The organism is Enterococcus sp. DIV0236, assembly GCF_050558525.1.
GTDB classification, from domain to species: domain Bacteria; phylum Bacillota; class Bacilli; order Lactobacillales; family Enterococcaceae; genus Enterococcus; species Enterococcus faecalis.
Genome location: NZ_CP187891.1, coordinates 1,503,229 through 1,519,021, shown reverse-complemented (window position 1 = coordinate 1,519,021; position 15,793 = coordinate 1,503,229). Strand labels below are relative to the sequence as shown.

Annotated in this window: 17 protein-coding genes; 12 read left to right on the top strand and 5 right to left on the bottom strand. The window is 38.6% G+C overall.

All coding sequences use genetic code 11. The features are described 5' to 3' along the window. Nucleotide 1: 1 nt before the first annotated feature. The 6 genes from purM (at nucleotide 2) to IGK27_RS07445 (ending at nucleotide 5,619) form a co-directional block, all read left to right on the top strand. Nucleotides 2-1,033, top strand: coding sequence for a phosphoribosylformylglycinamidine cyclo-ligase (gene purM, locus IGK27_RS07470; protein ID WP_267589402.1), 1,032 nt, complete (start codon nucleotides 2-4; stop codon nucleotides 1,031-1,033). Further along, nucleotides 1,030-1,602 (top strand): phosphoribosylglycinamide formyltransferase, encoded by a 573-nt coding sequence (gene purN / locus IGK27_RS07465; RefSeq protein ID WP_033626680.1) that lies wholly within the window; start codon nucleotides 1,030-1,032, stop codon nucleotides 1,600-1,602. Before purM ends, purN begins: the two co-directional genes overlap by 4 nt. Further along, entirely contained in the window at nucleotides 1,554-3,140 is a 1,587-nt protein-coding gene (purH, locus tag IGK27_RS07460) for a bifunctional phosphoribosylaminoimidazolecarboxamide formyltransferase/IMP cyclohydrolase (protein WP_373419328.1), read from the top strand. The genes purN and purH overlap by 49 nt, the downstream gene beginning before the upstream one ends. Before the next feature lie 18 nt (nucleotides 3,141-3,158). Next, nucleotides 3,159-4,406, top strand: coding sequence for a phosphoribosylamine--glycine ligase (gene purD / locus IGK27_RS07455; protein ID WP_033626679.1), 1,248 nt, complete (start codon nucleotides 3,159-3,161; stop codon nucleotides 4,404-4,406). Between the two features lie 128 nt (nucleotides 4,407-4,534). Further along, the gene (locus tag IGK27_RS07450) at nucleotides 4,535-4,864 is read left to right on the top strand and encodes a DUF1648 domain-containing protein (protein ID WP_002361942.1); all 330 of its coding nucleotides are present in this window, start codon (nucleotides 4,535-4,537) and stop codon (nucleotides 4,862-4,864) included. A gap of 20 nt (nucleotides 4,865-4,884) precedes the next feature. Further along, entirely contained in the window at nucleotides 4,885-5,619 is a 735-nt protein-coding gene (locus IGK27_RS07445; RefSeq protein WP_267589403.1) for a TIM44-like domain-containing protein, read from the top strand. 39 nt (nucleotides 5,620-5,658) lie between these two features. Here IGK27_RS07445 and IGK27_RS07440 read toward each other — a convergent pair whose 3' ends face one another. The 4 genes from IGK27_RS07440 to IGK27_RS07425 form a co-directional block, all read right to left on the bottom strand. Further along, nucleotides 5,659-6,180 carry a QueT transporter family protein gene (locus IGK27_RS07440; protein ID WP_002385866.1) on the bottom strand — a complete coding sequence of 174 codons (522 nt, stop codon included), beginning with the start codon at nucleotides 6,178-6,180 and terminating at the stop codon, nucleotides 5,659-5,661. Nucleotides 6,181-6,325: 145 nt separating this feature from the next. After that, nucleotides 6,326-7,111, bottom strand: coding sequence for a 3-oxoacyl-ACP reductase (locus tag IGK27_RS07435; protein ID WP_002402232.1), 786 nt, complete (start codon nucleotides 7,109-7,111; stop codon nucleotides 6,326-6,328). A 62-nt stretch (nucleotides 7,112-7,173) separates the two neighbouring features. Then, on the bottom strand, nucleotides 7,174-7,407 hold the full coding sequence (locus IGK27_RS07430) for a DUF2829 domain-containing protein (RefSeq protein ID WP_002357284.1): 234 nt from the start codon (nucleotides 7,405-7,407) through the stop codon (nucleotides 7,174-7,176). Beyond that, nucleotides 7,397-8,059: a YigZ family protein gene (locus IGK27_RS07425; RefSeq protein ID WP_002357285.1), complete on the bottom strand. Its 663-nt coding sequence runs from the start codon at nucleotides 8,057-8,059 to the stop codon at nucleotides 7,397-7,399. The genes IGK27_RS07430 and IGK27_RS07425 overlap by 11 nt, the downstream gene beginning before the upstream one ends. Nucleotides 8,060-8,200: 141 nt before the next feature. Here IGK27_RS07425 and IGK27_RS07420 point away from each other — a divergent pair, with 141 nt between their 5' ends. Continuing rightward, the gene (locus IGK27_RS07420; protein ID WP_002357286.1) at nucleotides 8,201-8,488 is read left to right on the top strand and encodes a DUF7662 domain-containing protein; all 288 of its coding nucleotides are present in this window, start codon (nucleotides 8,201-8,203) and stop codon (nucleotides 8,486-8,488) included. Between the two features lie 120 nt (nucleotides 8,489-8,608). After that, a complete protein-coding gene (locus IGK27_RS07415; RefSeq protein WP_002381823.1) occupies nucleotides 8,609-8,944 on the top strand; it encodes a PTS sugar transporter subunit IIB in 336 nt (111 codons plus the stop codon). 324 nt (nucleotides 8,945-9,268) lie between these two features. Here IGK27_RS07415 and IGK27_RS07410 read toward each other — a convergent pair whose 3' ends face one another. Then, a complete protein-coding gene (locus IGK27_RS07410) occupies nucleotides 9,269-9,985 on the bottom strand; it encodes an AAA family ATPase (RefSeq protein WP_033626677.1) in 717 nt (238 codons plus the stop codon). Nucleotides 9,986-10,256: 271 nt separating this feature from the next. Here IGK27_RS07410 and IGK27_RS07405 point away from each other — a divergent pair, with 271 nt between their 5' ends. From IGK27_RS07405 to secA, 4 genes are all read left to right on the top strand, one after another. After that, a complete protein-coding gene (locus IGK27_RS07405; RefSeq protein ID WP_267589404.1) occupies nucleotides 10,257-11,573 on the top strand; it encodes a DEAD/DEAH box helicase in 1,317 nt (438 codons plus the stop codon). Next, a complete protein-coding gene (locus IGK27_RS07400; protein ID WP_033626675.1) occupies nucleotides 11,563-12,249 on the top strand; it encodes a ComF family protein in 687 nt (228 codons plus the stop codon). Before IGK27_RS07405 ends, IGK27_RS07400 begins: the two co-directional genes overlap by 11 nt. Nucleotides 12,250-12,387: 138 nt before the next feature. After that, the gene (hpf, locus tag IGK27_RS07395) at nucleotides 12,388-12,939 is read left to right on the top strand and encodes a ribosome hibernation-promoting factor, HPF/YfiA family (RefSeq protein ID WP_002357293.1); all 552 of its coding nucleotides are present in this window, start codon (nucleotides 12,388-12,390) and stop codon (nucleotides 12,937-12,939) included. 255 nt (nucleotides 12,940-13,194) lie between these two features. Continuing rightward, nucleotides 13,195-15,732, top strand: coding sequence for a preprotein translocase subunit SecA (gene secA / locus IGK27_RS07390; RefSeq protein WP_002381826.1), 2,538 nt, complete (start codon nucleotides 13,195-13,197; stop codon nucleotides 15,730-15,732). Nucleotides 15,733-15,793: the final 61 nt, after the last annotated feature.

Genomic DNA, 15,793 nt, shown 5'->3' with positions numbered 1-15,793 from the left:
CATGGAAAATGCCTATTCAAAAGCTGGCGTAAATGTTGAGGCAGGATACGAAGTAGTAGAACGAATTCAAAAGCATAGCCAAAAGACACAACGGACGGGAACGTTGGGCATGCTTGGTGGTTTTGGTGGTTGTTTTGATTTAAGTAGTTACAAGCTTAAAGAACCAATTTTGGTATCAGGAACGGATGGCGTAGGCACAAAGTTACTCTTGGCAATTGAAGAACAGAAACACGAGACAATCGGAATTGATTGTGTAGCAATGTGTGTCAATGATGTCGTCGCACAAGGCGCCGAACCGTTATATTTTTTAGATTATTTAGCGTTAGGGACCGTTAACCCAGCTAAAGTTGAAGCAATTGTTGCGGGTGTTGCGGCTGGCTGTTGTGAGGCGAATGCAGCCTTAATTGGGGGCGAAACAGCTGAAATGCCTGATATGTATGAAGCAGATGCTTATGACGTGGCTGGTTTTGCCGTGGGTATTGCTGAGAAAAGTCAACTCTTGACTCCAAGTAACGTAAAAGAAGGCGATTTCTTGATTGGTCTTCCTTCAAGTGGTCTTCATTCTAATGGTTACTCTTTAGTAAGAAATGTTTTTTTTAAGAAACATTCGTTTAAAACAACGGACAAGCTTCCAGAATTGGCACCCAAAACGTTAGGGGAAGAATTATTAACACCAACAAAAATTTATGTGAAGGAATTATTGCCATTGTTAAAAGCAGGACTCGTGCATGGGGCTGCGCATATTACTGGCGGCGGGTTTTTAGAAAATCTACCAAGAATGTTTTCTTCCTCACTAGCTGCAGAGATTCAATTAAATAGTTGGCCAGTGCTACCAATTTTTAAATTGATTCAAAAATATGGTGAAATTCCATCTGAAGAAATGTATGAAATTTTCAATATGGGCTTAGGGATGATTTTAGCGGTGAGTCCAGAGCATGTTGAAAAAGTTCAGGAGCTTTTGCCAGAAGCTTTTGAAATTGGTCGTTTGGTACCTAGGAAAACGAAAGCCGTTATTTTTAAGGAAGCCTTATGAAGATAGCTGTTTTTGCATCTGGCAATGGTAGCAATTTTGAGGCGATTGCTGCAGCTTTTTCCCAGAAAAAAATCGCAGGGCAGTTGAGCTTAGTCTTTTGTGACCAGCCTGAAGCCTATGTATTGACCCGTGCCCAAAAACGCAAGATTCCCGTTGTTTGCTTTTCACCATCTGATTTTCCATCTCGTGGGCAGTATGAAGAACAAGTATTGAAACATTTAAAAGAGCATCAGATCGATTTAATCGTGTTAGCTGGTTATTTGAGAATTATCGGCAAGACTTTACTGGAGGCTTATCCAAAGAGAATCGTCAATATTCATCCTTCTCTGTTACCTAGTTTTCCAGGTCTTCACGGAATTGAAGAGGCATTTCATTATGGAGTGAAAATAACAGGAATCACTATCCATTATGTTGACTCTGGGGTTGATACAGGACCGATTATTTTCCAAACAACCACCAAGATTGATACTGAAGATACATTGGACACATTAGCAGAGAAAATTCATGCTCTTGAGCACGAATGGTACCCAAAAATAATTTCACAAATTGTAAAGGAGACAACGAAATGACCAAAAGAGCATTGATTAGCGTTTCAGACAAAACAGGAGTGACAACATTTGCAGCAGGCTTAGTTGCAAATGGCTTTGAAATTATCTCCACTGGGGGAACAAGGACTGTCTTGGAAGAAGCGGGGGTACCGACACTTGCTATTGACGACATCACTGGCTTTCCAGAAATGTTAGATGGCCGTGTCAAAACGTTACATCCGAATATCCATGGCGGACTTTTGGCAAAAAGGGGAAACCAAACGCATCAAAAAGCACTGACTGAACAAGGCATTCACTTTATTGACCTTGTAGTAGTGAATCTTTATCCATTTAAAGAAACAATTTTAAAACCAGCGATCTCTGAAGCAGAAGCGATTGAAATGATTGATATTGGCGGTCCTAGCATGTTACGTTCAGCGGCAAAAAATTATCAAGACGTAACAGCAGTGGTTGATCCTAGTGATTATGAACAGGTATTAAGTGAAATTAGCAGCACTGGAACTAGCCAGTTAGCCACTAGAAAAAGATTAGCAGCAAAAGTCTTTCGTCATACTGCTGCTTATGACGCGCTTATCGCTGACTATTTAACGACGCAAGTGGGTGAAACTGAACCAGAGAAACAGACGCTTACTTATGAACGTAAGCAAACATTGCGTTATGGCGAAAATAGCCATCAACAAGCCACCTTTTATCAATCCGTTGTACCTGTATCATTATCCATTGCTTCCGCTCGACAACTTCATGGCAAAGAACTGTCATATAACAATATTCGAGATGCTGATGCAGCACTCCGGATTGCTAGCGAGTTTACAGAACCAACGGTCGTCGCTGTTAAACATATGAACCCATGTGGAATTGGAACAGGAAAAACGATTTTGGCAGCCTATCGTCAGGCATTTGAAGCAGATCCAGTTTCAATTTTTGGTGGCATTGTTGTTTTGAATCGTCCAGTGGACCAAGCGACTGCGGCTGAAATGCATCAAATCTTTTTAGAGATAATTATTGCGCCTAGTTTTGAGGAAGAAGCTTTGGCACTGTTATCTCAGAAAAAGAATCTTCGTTTGTTAACGTTAGATTTTCATGCTCAAGAAAAAAAAGCGGTGGAATTAGTTTCTGTTATGGGCGGGTTATTAATTCAAGAACAGGATACAGTTGTTGAAAATGACCAAGCATGGCAAGTTGTTACAGAGCGCCAACCCACACCAGCCGAAAGAGACGCCTTGAACTTTGCTTGGAAAGCAGTCAAACATGTAAAATCAAACGCTATTGTTTTAGCCAATGAAAGCCAAACGGTGGGGATTGGCGCTGGTCAAATGAATCGAATTGGTTCAGTAAAAATTGCAGTTGATCAAGCCCAAGCAGCTGGAAAATTACAAGGGGCCGTCTTAGCAAGTGATGCCTTTTTCCCCATGGCAGATAGCGTGGAATATGCTGCACAACATGGCATTCAAGCAATTATTCAGCCAGGCGGGAGCATTAAAGACCAAGCATCAATCGATCTAGCGAATCATTATGGTATTGCGATGATTTTTACTGGGACTCGTCATTTCAAACATTAATTTTTAAAGGAGAAACCGATGAATATATTAGTGATTGGGCGTGGTGGTCGTGAACATGCAATCGCCAAAAAATTACAGCAAGAAGACAAAGTCAAGACTGTTTATTGTGCACCAGGTAATCCTGGTATGAGTGGTGATAATATTCGGACTGTACCTATCGGTGAAGAGCAGCAAACGGAACTAATTCAATTTGTGAAGGATAATCAGATTGATTGGACATTCATCGGACCGGAAACGCCATTAATTGAAGGAATTGTAGATGCCTTTCAAGCAGCGGGATTACTGATTTTTGGCCCGACAAAAGCAGCTGCAATAATTGAAGGTTCAAAAAGTTTTGCGAAAGATTTTATGCAAAAATACCAGATTCCAACGGCAGAATATCGGGTCTTTCAACATTTGGCACCTGCCTTAGAATATATTGAACAGCAAGGAGTACCAATTGTTATTAAGGCGGATGGTTTGGCAGCTGGAAAAGGAGTAGTAGTTGCCGAAACAAAAGCAGCCGCAAAACGGGCGCTAGTTGCGATGATGGAGGACCAACAATTTGGAGCAAGCGGTCAAACGGTCGTAATCGAAGAATTTTTGCAAGGAGAAGAATTTTCCTTAATGGCTTTTGTTTCTAATGAGAAGGTATATCCGATGGTGATTGCTCAAGATCATAAGCGGATTTTCGATGGGGATGCTGGTCCGAATACAGGGGGGATGGGTGCTTACACACCAGTGCCTCAGATCCCAGAAGAAGCGGTTCAGCAAGCCATTAGCCAAGTCCTGAAACCGACTGCTAAAGGAATGGTGGCTGAAAAACGTCCGTTTCAAGGGATTTTATATGCTGGTTTAATCCAAACAGCAACTGGCCCCAAGGTTATTGAATTTAATGCTCGATTTGGGGATCCAGAAACACAAGTTGTGTTGGCACGTTTAGAGAGTCCCCTCTCAGAAATAATTTCTTCATTGCTGGTGAAAGAGCAACCAACGATTGCATGGAATGAGTTAGCGAGTGTTGGTGTTGTTGTAGCAGCAGAAGGCTATCCTAATCAATACAAGACAAATCTACCATTGCCCGAAATGTCTGGTGAAACCATCTATTATGCAGGGGTAACTCGTTCAGAACAGGCTCTGGTTTCGGCTGGCGGACGAATCTTTTTAGCAGAAGCAACTGCTTCGACTCTTGAAGAAGCCCGCAAAAAAGTTTATCAAACATTGGATAATTACTCATTTTCTGGAATGTACTACCGAAAAGATATAGGTGTGAAAGGCTTGATTTAGGATTTTCAAAAACAGAGGCAAGGACATTTAATCGAATGTTTCCTTGTCTTTTTTTTATTGCAAATTCAGATAGGGAGGCATAAACTGAAAGTATATCCATCATTAAACTAGAGGAGAAAGCTAAATTAATGAGAGAGAACCAGATTGAAAAAGTTAGTCAGCGGTTGTTTATTGTTACAAGTATTTTAGCAGTCAGTTTACTATTATTAAGTGCGGTGGTCTATCCTGATTTACCAGCTCATGTGCCCATTTATGTGAATTTTTGGGGCGAGGGTAATTCGTTTGGCCCAAGATATAGTATATTTATGTGGCCAACGGTCCTATTTGGCTTGAGTATTTATCAACGAAGTTATCAATCGGTACAACCATATGGTGGATGGCTGAAGGTGTTCTTAATCATTGTTAATCTTGGCGCTTTGTTTAGTATTCTGCGTCTATTTATTCATTTGTTGGTTTGAAGGGGTCGAAAGGTGAGAAAATGAGAAAGTTAATTTTAGTTTTTGTGGGTTGTGCCATGGCCTTTTGTTTATGGCCTAATCAATCGGCGGCTGTAGCTGGTGGCTATGGCGGCGGACGTGTAGAAAGTCCTAGCGGAGGTAATCCCTCGAATGGTTTTTCGCCAAGCGGTGATGGATCAAGAAGTTATGTTCATCATAACGAGACCGGGACCAGCAACACAACGCCACTGGAAGGCTTAATTTCAACAGTGTTTTTTGTTCTTTTTGGGGGCACGATGATTTGGCAAAGACGCCGTAGAAATCAACCGGTCGATGAAGGAGCTTTTCAAGAAATGTGGGCAGCATTACCTGGAACATCAAAAGAAAAAAAGGCACTCTTAAAAGAAATACAACAAACGTTTTTAGAAATACAACAAGCGTGGGATCAAGAAAACTTGTCTGTGGTCAAAGATAACTATACAGAAAAACTTTATCAAAAACATCTTGCAGTATTACAAGCAAATCAACAAGCGGGCATCAGAAATCGTGTGAAAAAAGTGAAAGTAGCGCCAGCTTCGAATTATCATCCTATTAGTGAAACCAGTTTTTTACTGATGCTTCATTTTTCTTGTATTGACTACGAGGAAGATACTCAAAGCGGTCGTGTTTTATCGGGATACAAGCATCAAAAACAATATTTTTCACAACTTTGGTATTTTGATTACAATCCATCTCTTGGAAAATGGCAAGCAGACTTCATTCAACCTAAAGGATAGTGCTAAAAAGCGCTTGGGATTTAAACCCCAAGCGCTTTTTTATTCTTCGATGCGTTTTACAAGCTGTATTTTTTTATTTAATACGTAAATCAGGATGCCGCCGACTGTCATTGAAAGAAGTTCACCAAGTCCAACGGTCAACCATGTGTACCAAAAAGGTAACTGATAAAAGAACGTTAAGGGTCCGGCAACAGTGAACATGGACAAAGCAAAAAGAATGGCCGTCAGCATTAGTTTAATCAATAAATTTTGCTGATTTTTTGTCGCAAAATAGGCAATCCATAAGACTGCGCACGTTCCAGCACTACCGATGACTATATCGATGATACCAAGAGGCGAAGCGGTGTTGGCAATCGCAACCCCTAACGTAATGGACCAGATATATCGCTTGTTAAAAACGCCTAAATAATTAAATAATTCGGCAAGACGAAGCTGTATCGGACCAAAACTAAGCGGAGCGAGAAGTACAGTGACAACGACATACAAAGCGGTAACCAGCGCCATTTTAGCCAAAGCCGTAGCTGACCACGTACTGGTTTGTGGATTTGATGAATGATTCATTTGAGATTCTCCTTTATAAAACAACGACGTGTTTTAGTGATAACCATAACCAAAGGAAGGGCAGTAAAGCCAACTGAAGTGTTATGGTGTGAGTTGCCTCACTGTGTTACATGTTACTGAAGAACAGACACTCTGTAAAGTCTTTTTATTTCATGGTCCAACCACCATCAATGGTCATAACTGTGCCATGGATATAATCAGCGTCATCACTAGCTAGAAATAATGAAAGTTTTGCTACCTCTTGTGGCTGTGCCCAACGGCCCGCAGGTGTTTCACTTGCTACCCAAGTAGCCATTTCACCTTCTCCTGCAAAATCAGCTGCGTTCATGGGTGTTTGGATGGCACCTGGCGCAATCGCATTTGCTCGAATGCCTAATTTGGCATAATCGTAGGAAAGTTGTTTTGTATACCCGATGATTGCGTGTTTAGAGGCAGTGTACGCTGCGCCGCCGCCCCCAGCTACTAAGCCAGCGATAGATGCCATATTAACGATTACTCCTTTTTTTTGTTGGAGGAAATAAGGTAATAGAGCATTGGTCACTAAAAAGACACTTTTTAAATTGGTTGCTAAAATTTGATCCCATAAAGCTTCCGAAGTTTCTAGAGAAGGGCGATAATCATCTAAAATACCTGCCGTATTTAATAAAATATCAATTTGGCCGTTGTCTTTCACAATTTGTTTCATCGTGGCTTGCACAAATGAGGGAGAAGACACATCACCGACAAAATAAGTAAATGGCTTAGTAGAATCTGGGTTAACCAGTGCGGCTGTCTGCTTTAACCCCGTTTCGTCTAGGTCGATGCCAATAACCTCAGCACCCTGCTCAGAAAAGGCAATTGCTTGTGCTTGGCCAATCCCTGAAGCTGCACCGGTTACAAGCACCCGTTTTGTTTCAAATTCTTTTGGCATAAGAAAAACTCCTTTAAACATTTAAAAATTAAGGTCTGGAAGAACGAGCAATCGCCGTAATCTGCCAGACCTTATGTGTATAATTATGCTTCAACAATCACCCAATCTTCTGCTAAGACATCACAAGGTGTTGGTGAAAACATGCTGTAGCCTTCATCAGAAGTTTTGATTAAAAAATACGGGGTAACTTGTAAAAATTCACCTTCGGAGGTGCCAATTTCATCACGTAATTCAATAAAAAGTTCAAAACCGCTCCAGCCTTTACGTACGGCTTTTTTTCCTGCTTTAATCTGTGGCAATACTTCTTCAAATGTCATTTGCTTGTGCTCCTTTTTCGTTAAATGGTAGTTCGTGATAGCTCGTTGCGCCTTTTTCAATTGTCAACTGACCGTTAAGTAGATCCGTCATTTCAGCTATAAATGTTTCTGTTGCTTGTTCATCTACTAAACAAATTAACTGAATAGACTCTGTGTAAATAGTTTCTTTAAGCGTGTAGGGACTATGTTCCAAAAAGGCTTGGGCTTTTCCTAATAAAGGATAGGCGATCGTAATCAATAGCTCTTGTTGCAATTTGCCAATGACTAAACCAATTTCATCTAAAGTGTGGGAAAGAGCATGACTATATGCTCGGATTAAACCACCAGTGCCTAATTTTATTCCGCCAAAATAACGAGTGACAACAGCGACTACGTTGATTAACTCTTTTTTCTTTAAGACTTCTAGCATTGGAACACCAGCAGTGCCACTAGGTTCGCCGTCATCGCTGCTCCGCTGAATGTCATTTTTTTCGCCGATCACAAAAGCACTACAATTATGATTGGCTTTCCAATGTTCTTTTTTTATTGCGGCTATAAAGGCTTTTGCTTCTTCTTCTGATGTTACGCGCTTTACAGAACAGATAAACCGCGATTTCTTGATTTCAATCTCGCTGAAACCATCTTGTTTGACTGTAATATAGCTTTCTAACATATGGGCATCCTTTTCTCTCGTAATAAAGTCAGTATAAAAAAGAATCAACTGAATAGCAACTTTTTCTCTCATCTTTTTTGTGAGATTTTTGGAAAAAAACGTTATAATAAGGTATGATAGAGAAAAGGGAGGCGCTGGAAAATGGTACATACACGACAGAAAAAATATGATACAATTACTCATTATTTGAAAACGAATGGCGGTTCCCAAGTTACTTTGACCTTTACTCAGTTTGATGAATTGTTATTCCCTCATTCTGGTTTACCAAAAACTGCTAAGACAGATGTCGATTGGTGGGCGAACGATTATAAGCATCCAGAAAAGGGCGCTTATGGTTGGTTGAATGCGAGTTACCAAGTAGTTCAAGTGAATTTGGAAAAAGAATATGTGGTATTTAATAAATTGCTGAAGTCAGCATGGTACGTTTAAACTAGGATTGTATCCGCTTTAAAAAACAAGAATGATTGACAAAAATTAACTTTACACTATAATATTTTTAATAGATAATGTTGAAAATTGAAAAAGGCAAAGGTAAAAGGGGCTGTTAAAATGTCAAAAAAAACAATTATGTTAGTTTGCTCCGCAGGAATGAGTACTAGTTTACTTGTTACAAAAATGCAAAAAGCAGCATTTAATCAAGGCTTAGATGCCCATATATTTGCGGCTTCTGCATCGGAAGCAGAAACAAATTTAGAAAATAATCCAGTCGATGTGTTATTGTTAGGTCCACAAGTTCGTTATATGAAGAGTGATTTTGAAAAGCGTCTATCACCAAAAGGTATCCCAACAGATGTCATTAGCATGTCTGATTACGGCTTAATGAACGGGGAAAAAGTGTTGGAACAAGCCTTGGATTTGTTAGCACAAGCAGATAAAAAAGAGTAAAAACAAGTTGTTTTTTCGAGAATCTTCGAAAAAGCAACTTGTCTTTTTTTATGACTTTAGTTAATTGGAATTGAGCTGAAGCAGTCATTCTGGTTTATCAGTTCCATAAATTATAGAGCCGAAATTAGTCCTGTGAGCTAGAGAAAGACAACTGTCTTTAATTTTTTACTTTAATCTAGATACTAAAAAAACATACTTAACAATCTATTTTCTGAATAATGAACGCCTTTTTCCGTAGTCTGAAAGTAGTAATTCAAAGAATGATTAACAATATTATTATATACGAGTCATTATAGTATGGCATAAGCAATTCGAATAACAGACTTATTCAGCAAATAAATGAGAGAGAATTCTGTTTTTGTTGTTTAAAAATAATGAGGTTATTTCATAAGGCATACTTTCTTCATACGTGATTTCTAAAGGACTATCTTTATCAAAAGAAATAATTTGTGAGTCAGGCATTGCAAGTAATATAGGTGAATGAGAGACAATAATAAACTGAGACCCCTCATCAATTAGTTTTTTTATAGATATCATTAAGGCTAGTTGGCGTTGAGGTGAGAGAGCCGCTTCAGGTTCATCTAACAGGTACAGACCATTTCCTCTAAACCGATGGTTCACCAGATTCAAAAAACTTTCGCCGTGTGATTGATGATGTAGGGATTTATCGCCATATTCAGAAAAATCTAAGTCTATATTTTCTGCATATGTAGCAACATTGTAGAAACTTTCAGCTCTTAAAAAGAAGCCATCCTTAGCACGCTTTACACTTTTTCCAACAGTTAAATAATTATGTAAATCCAAGTGAGTATCGTTTGTAGAGAAATTAAAATTAATACTACCGCCTTCAGGATTAAATCCCCAATTGACTGCGATTGCTTCTAATAAAGTGGATTTTCCAGTTCCATTTTCACCTGAAAAAAAAGTAATAGGTTTTTTAAAATTTAGTGAATTAAATTTATTCAGCCCTTCAATTTTTGAAAAAACAGAATCTTCTTCAAAAGCTTTGAATTCTAGTCTTTTTAAAAAAATATTTTCCATGATAAAGCTTGCTCCTCTCTAGTCTTTTCAAATTAAAGCTTGAATTACTAGATATACTTTAACATTAATTTTTCTTTAAAGGTAGATAAATTTGTTATAAAAAATCTGCATATAGGTAAGTCGAAAGTGGAAGATTCGTGTAAACAATAAAGCGTATCAAGAGTTTGTTTAGTAGGTAACGACTAGATAAGAATAGAAAGATAACGGTGGGAGATTTCCTTTTTCGCAAAAAAGCTAGAGAAATGCGTATTTTATAATTGAGGTGGTTAACATGGAAGATTTGCATGGACGTAAAATAATTATTGAAGAAACAGAACGTTCAATACAGACAAAACTGGTTTATTTACCAACAATGTTAGAGCGTTCCCCCCTAACAATTCAATGTCAGCGGTGCGGTGAAGTCGTATCCAAAAAAGAAAATAGATTGGCGACAAATGCATACTACTGTCAGGCGTGCATTCAATTAGGCCGTGTGACTTCTTGTCAAAAATTTTGTCATTTACCAGAAAGGCCCAATAGCCCAAGAACTGTCTTTTTTGAGTGGTCTGGACAATTAACAAAGGGACAGCAAGCGATCTCGGTTGAACTTTGTGAGACAGCAAAAGCAAGAGAGAATCGCTTAGTGTGGGCAGTTACAGGTGCAGGCAAAACAGAAATGTTATTTGCTGTTTTGCACCAAACCTTACAAGAAGGGGGGCGAATTGCGCTGGCTTCGCCGCGTGTCGATGTTTGCTTAGAACTGTTTCCCAGAATCCAAGCGGTTTTTCCTCATGAAGCAATTGCTTTACTTCATGGAAACAGTCAAGAACCGTATCGATATACGAAACTAGTGATTTGCACCACCCATCAATTATTGAAATTCCATCAAGCATTTGATTTACTTATCGTTGATGAAGTCGACTCTTTTCCTTTTGTTAATAACGAGCATCTTTATTATGGAGTGCGTAACGCACGAAAAAAAAGAAGTAGTTTGATGTACTTAACAGCAACCCCTACGAAAGAATTACGGAAGCTTTTACAGCAAAAGAAGTTAGCAGCCAGTATTTTGCCAGCAAGATATCATCGTAGGCCATTACCTGTGCCACGCCGATTTTGGGTTCAGTCGTGGCAACGTCTTTCTAGCAAAAATATTAAAATCATTGCACATCATTTGAAACGTTTATTGGTGCGTAATTCAGTTTTACTATTTTGCCCAAGCATTTCATTAATTCACCAATTGCATGCATTAATAGCTGAGCGATTTTCCGACAAAGAAGTTGTCGCCGTTTATGGTAGTGATGAACTTCGTCTGGAAAAAGTTCAAGCAATGCGTCAGCAGAAAACGGATATTTTGATCACTACAACCATTTTAGAACGTGGTGTGACTTTTGATGCAGTCTCAGTTATTGTTTATGGTGCCAATCATCGAGTCTTCACTTCTTCAACACTTGTCCAAATTGCGGGCCGAGTCGATCGAAGACAAGAATTCAATTACGGCGAAGTTTTATTTTTACATGATGGGGAAACAAGAGACATGAAAGAGGCAATTCGGCAAATAAAGCAAATGAATCGCTTGGCTAGCAAACGAGGGATGTTAGATGGATTGTAAAAATTGCGCAAGCCCCATTCGTTTGGAGATAACATTAAAAATGCTCTTACGTTTTAAAAAATGGGCGAGGCCTTCACTTTGCCAGCACTGCCAAGCAAAGTTCCAGAAACTGCCAATGATAGGCACTTGTTTTGGTTGTAGTCGAGTCAGCCAAGAGCGCTATTGTTTTGATTGTCGAAGGTGGCAGCTGCTTTATCCAGAGTATTCTTTTCATAATGCAGCGTTGTTTCATTATGATGAAGGAATGCAAGAGTGGATGGAACGCTATAAATTTCAAGGAGACTATCGCTTAAGAATGTGTTTTAACGAGGAAATCAACTTTTACTTTCAGCAACAATCTGCGGACTATATTATTCCGGTGCCCTTATCCGAAAAACGAATGCAAGAACGAGGCTTCAACCAAGTAATTGGCTTACTAGAAGCGGCTGATGTTCCGTACAGCCCTTTTTTAATTAGAAAAGAGGAAAATGTTCCGCAATCTAAGAAAACTAGAAAGGAAAGGATGCGGTTGCAACAACCATTTGCCATCCAAAAAGAAAACCAAAAAAAATTAAAAAATTGTTCTGTTATTTTGGTGGATGACATCTATACCACTGGACGAACTCTTTTCCACGCAGCTGCTGTTATCAATGACTGTTATCCTAAAAGTTTGAATACGTTTACTCTCGCGCGGTAAAAAGAAAAGAATTCATAAATTTGATGACTATTTTGTTGGCAAAACCCAGATTATTCGATATAATGAAATTAAGAAGAAGGGAATTAAAGAGTGGTCCTTTAATCTTTTCTTTACTGGTAGATGAAAGGGGTAATTGTTATGTTTAGATATAATGTACGTGGAGAAAATATCGAGGTAACCGAAGCGATTCGAGACTATGTTGAGAAAAAAGTCGGTAAATTAGAAAGATATTTCAGCGATTCACCTGAAGCAACGGTTCACGTGAATTTGAAAGTGTACACTGAAAAAACAGCCAAAGTCGAGGTTACTATTCCTCTTCCTTATCTAGTTTTACGAGCTGAAGAAACGTCACCTGATTTATACGCAAGTATTGATTTGGTTGTCGATAAATTAGAACGACAAATTCGTAAATTTAAAACAAAAATCAACAGAAAATCTCGTGAAACAGGACGTAACAATACAAAAGCCGCTGTCTTCTTAGTTGGTGAAGAAACAGAAGAAACACCTTCAGAATTAGACATCGTTCGTACAAAACGTCTATCATTAAAACCGATGGACAGTGAAGAAGCTGTTTTACAAATGAACATGTTAGGACACAACTTCTTTATTTTTGAAGATGCTGAAACAAATGGAACAAGCATTGTTTACCGTCGTAAAGATGGCAAATATGGCTTGATTGAAACAGACTAAAGCTTAAAATAAGAGCTGAAATGCCTTCGTGCATTTCAGCTCTTTAAACATCTTTAAAGCACGGAGTAAAGAAAAAATAAAGAAATACATAAAATAACTTTAAAAGTTCATCTTTTAAAGGAAAATGTCTGCAAAATAGAGAGAAATGGTTTTCTTTCTCGTCAAGTAATGATAAAATAAAACGGATAGATTGTGCTTCTTGTACAAAAAGGATACAAAAATAAAAAGAGGTAATTGAAAGGAACACAGATACCAATGGCAAATTTTTTGAAAAAAATGATTGAAAACGATAAAAAAGAATTAAGACGATTAGAAAAAATCGCCGATAAAATTGATGCACATGCAAGTGCAATGGAACAACTAAGCGATGAACAATTACGTGAAAAAACAGATGAATTTAAAGCCCGTTATCAAAAAGGGGAAACCTTAGACGAACTATTACCAGAAGCGTTTGCGGTTGTCCGTGAAGCTGCTAAACGTGTACTAGGTTTATTCCCATACCGTGTCCAATTAATGGGTGGGATTGTGCTTCATGACGGTAACATTCCTGAAATGAGAACAGGTGAAGGGAAAACCTTGACTGCCACAATGCCTGTATACTTGAATGCACTATCTGGCGAAGGAGTACACGTTGTTACAGTTAATGAATACTTAGCAACCCGTGACTCTAACGAAATGGGAGAATTATATAATTTCTTAGGCTTAAGCGTTGGCTTAAACATTAACTCTAAATCTTCTGATGAAAAACGTGAAGCGTATAACTGTGATATCACTTATAGTACAAATAACGAATTAGGATTTGACTATTTGCGTGATAACATGGTTGTTTATCGCAGCCAAATGGTTCAACGTCCATTAAACTATGCAATTGTCGATGAAGTGGATTCAATCTTAATTGATGAAGCAAGAACCCCATTAATTATTTCTGGACAAGCTGAAAAATCGACAGCACTCTATACGCGTGCCGATAATTTTGTCAAACGCTTAAAAGAAGACGAAGATTACAAAATTGATATTCAGTCTAAAACAATTGGTTTAACAGAAGCAGGGATTGAAAAAGCTGAACAAACTTTCGGATTGGATAACCTGTACGATATTGAAAATACAGCATTAACGCACCATTTAGATCAAGCGTTACGGGCAAACTATATCATGTTATTAGACATTGATTACGTGGTTCAAGACAATAAAGTCTTAATTGTTGACCAATTTACTGGTCGTATCATGGATGGTCGTCGTTATTCTGATGGCTTGCATCAAGCGATTGAAGCAAAAGAAGGCGTCGAAATTGAAGATGAAACAAAAACAATGGCGACGATTACGTTCCAAAACTACTTCCGGATGTACAAAAAACTAGCCGGGATGACTGGTACTGCTAAAACAGAAGAAGAAGAATTCCGTGAAATTTACAATATTCAAGTCATTCAAATTCCAACCAATCGTCCAATTATCCGTGACGATCGTCCAGATTTACTTTATCCAACCTTAGAAAGTAAATTTAATGCAGTGGTGGAAGATATTAAAGAACGTTACCACAAAGGACAACCAGTGTTGGTGGGGACTGTTGCGGTAGAAACGTCAGAATTACTTTCTGATAAATTAAACGCAGCTAAAATTCCTCATGAAGTATTAAATGCGAAAAATCACTTTAAAGAAGCCGAAATCATTATGAATGCCGGTCAAAAAGGCGCAGTTACAATTGCAACAAATATGGCTGGTCGTGGAACGGATATTAAACTTGGTTTAGGTGTACTTGAACTAGGTGGTCTAGCGGTTATCGGGACAGAACGTCATGAGTCACGTCGTATTGATAATCAGTTGCGTGGACGTGCAGGACGTCAAGGGGATCCAGGGGTTTCACAATTTTATTTATCTTTAGAAGATGACTTAATGAAACGCTTTGGTTCAGAACGAATTAAAACATTCTTAGAACGAATGAATGTGCAAGAAGAAGATGCAGTTATTCAAAGTAAAATGTTTACTCGCCAAGTAGAGTCTGCTCAAAAACGTGTGGAAGGAAATAACTATGACACACGTAAAAATGTCTTACAATACGATGACGTGATGCGCGAGCAACGTGAAGTTATTTATGCGCAACGACAAGAAGTAATTATGGAAGAAAATGACTTGTCTGATGTATTGATGGGCATGGTAAAACGGACGATTGGCCGAGTGGTGGATAGCCATACACAATTAGAAAAAGAAGAATGGAATTTAGATGGGATTGTCGATTTTGCAGCCTCAACACTTGTCCATGAAGATACGATTTCTAAAAAAGATTTAGAAAATAAATCAGCTGAAGAAATCAAAGACTACTTAGTGGCACGTGCGCAAGAAGTATTTGAAGAAAAATCTCAACAATTGAATGGCCAAGAACAATTGCTAGAATTTGAAAAAGTAGTCATCTTGCGTGTTGTCGATACTAAATGGACAGATCACATTGATGCAATGGATCAATTACGCCAATCTGTCGGCTTACGTGCGTACGGTCAAAACAACCCATTAGTAGAATATCAAACAGAAGGTTATTCTATGTATAACAATATGGTGGGTTCAATCGAATATGAAGTAACACGTTTATTCATGAAATCGGAAATTCGCCAAAATGTCCAACGTGAGCAAGTAGCTCAAGGACAAGCGGAACATCCAGAAACAGAACAAGATGCAGCTGCACAAAGCAACACAAGTGCGAAGCGTCAACCTGTGCGTGTAGATAAAAAAGTGGGCCGTAATGATTTATGCCCATGCGGAAGTGGCAAAAAATTCAAAAATTGTCATGGAAGAAACGCTTAATTAAAGAAAAAACGCAGGGTGGGGCAATTTGTCCCGCCTTTGCTCTTTTTACAATAAAGAG

What these genes read in the sequence shown, in the direction of transcription:
- hpf (WP_002357293.1), top strand. Translation starts at nt 12,388, where the DNA reads ATGTTTAGATATAATGTACGTGGAGAAAATATCGAGGTAACCGAAGCG.
- IGK27_RS07450 (WP_002361942.1), top strand. Translation starts at nt 4,535, where the DNA reads ATGAGAGAGAACCAGATTGAAAAAGTTAGTCAGCGGTTGTTTATTGTT.
- IGK27_RS07420 (WP_002357286.1), top strand. Translation starts at nt 8,201, where the DNA reads ATGGTACATACACGACAGAAAAAATATGATACAATTACTCATTATTTG.
- IGK27_RS07430 (WP_002357284.1), bottom strand. Translation starts at nt 7,407, where the DNA reads ATGACATTTGAAGAAGTATTGCCACAGATTAAAGCAGGAAAAAAAGCC.
- purH (WP_373419328.1), top strand. Translation starts at nt 1,554, where the DNA reads ATGGTACCCAAAAATAATTTCACAAATTGTAAAGGAGACAACGAAATG.
- IGK27_RS07405 (WP_267589404.1), top strand. Translation starts at nt 10,257, where the DNA reads ATGGAAGATTTGCATGGACGTAAAATAATTATTGAAGAAACAGAACGT.
- IGK27_RS07415 (WP_002381823.1), top strand. Translation starts at nt 8,609, where the DNA reads ATGTCAAAAAAAACAATTATGTTAGTTTGCTCCGCAGGAATGAGTACT.
- purN (WP_033626680.1), top strand. Translation starts at nt 1,030, where the DNA reads ATGAAGATAGCTGTTTTTGCATCTGGCAATGGTAGCAATTTTGAGGCG.
- purD (WP_033626679.1), top strand. Translation starts at nt 3,159, where the DNA reads ATGAATATATTAGTGATTGGGCGTGGTGGTCGTGAACATGCAATCGCC.
- IGK27_RS07435 (WP_002402232.1), bottom strand. Translation starts at nt 7,111, where the DNA reads ATGTTTAAAGGAGTTTTTCTTATGCCAAAAGAATTTGAAACAAAACGG.
- purM (WP_267589402.1), top strand. Translation starts at nt 2, where the DNA reads ATGGAAAATGCCTATTCAAAAGCTGGCGTAAATGTTGAGGCAGGATAC.
- IGK27_RS07440 (WP_002385866.1), bottom strand. Translation starts at nt 6,180, where the DNA reads ATGAATCATTCATCAAATCCACAAACCAGTACGTGGTCAGCTACGGCT.
- IGK27_RS07410 (WP_033626677.1), bottom strand. Translation starts at nt 9,985, where the DNA reads ATGGAAAATATTTTTTTAAAAAGACTAGAATTCAAAGCTTTTGAAGAA.
- secA (WP_002381826.1), top strand. Translation starts at nt 13,195, where the DNA reads ATGGCAAATTTTTTGAAAAAAATGATTGAAAACGATAAAAAAGAATTA.
- IGK27_RS07425 (WP_002357285.1), bottom strand. Translation starts at nt 8,059, where the DNA reads ATGTTAGAAAGCTATATTACAGTCAAACAAGATGGTTTCAGCGAGATT.
- IGK27_RS07445 (WP_267589403.1), top strand. Translation starts at nt 4,885, where the DNA reads ATGAGAAAGTTAATTTTAGTTTTTGTGGGTTGTGCCATGGCCTTTTGT.
- IGK27_RS07400 (WP_033626675.1), top strand. Translation starts at nt 11,563, where the DNA reads ATGGATTGTAAAAATTGCGCAAGCCCCATTCGTTTGGAGATAACATTA.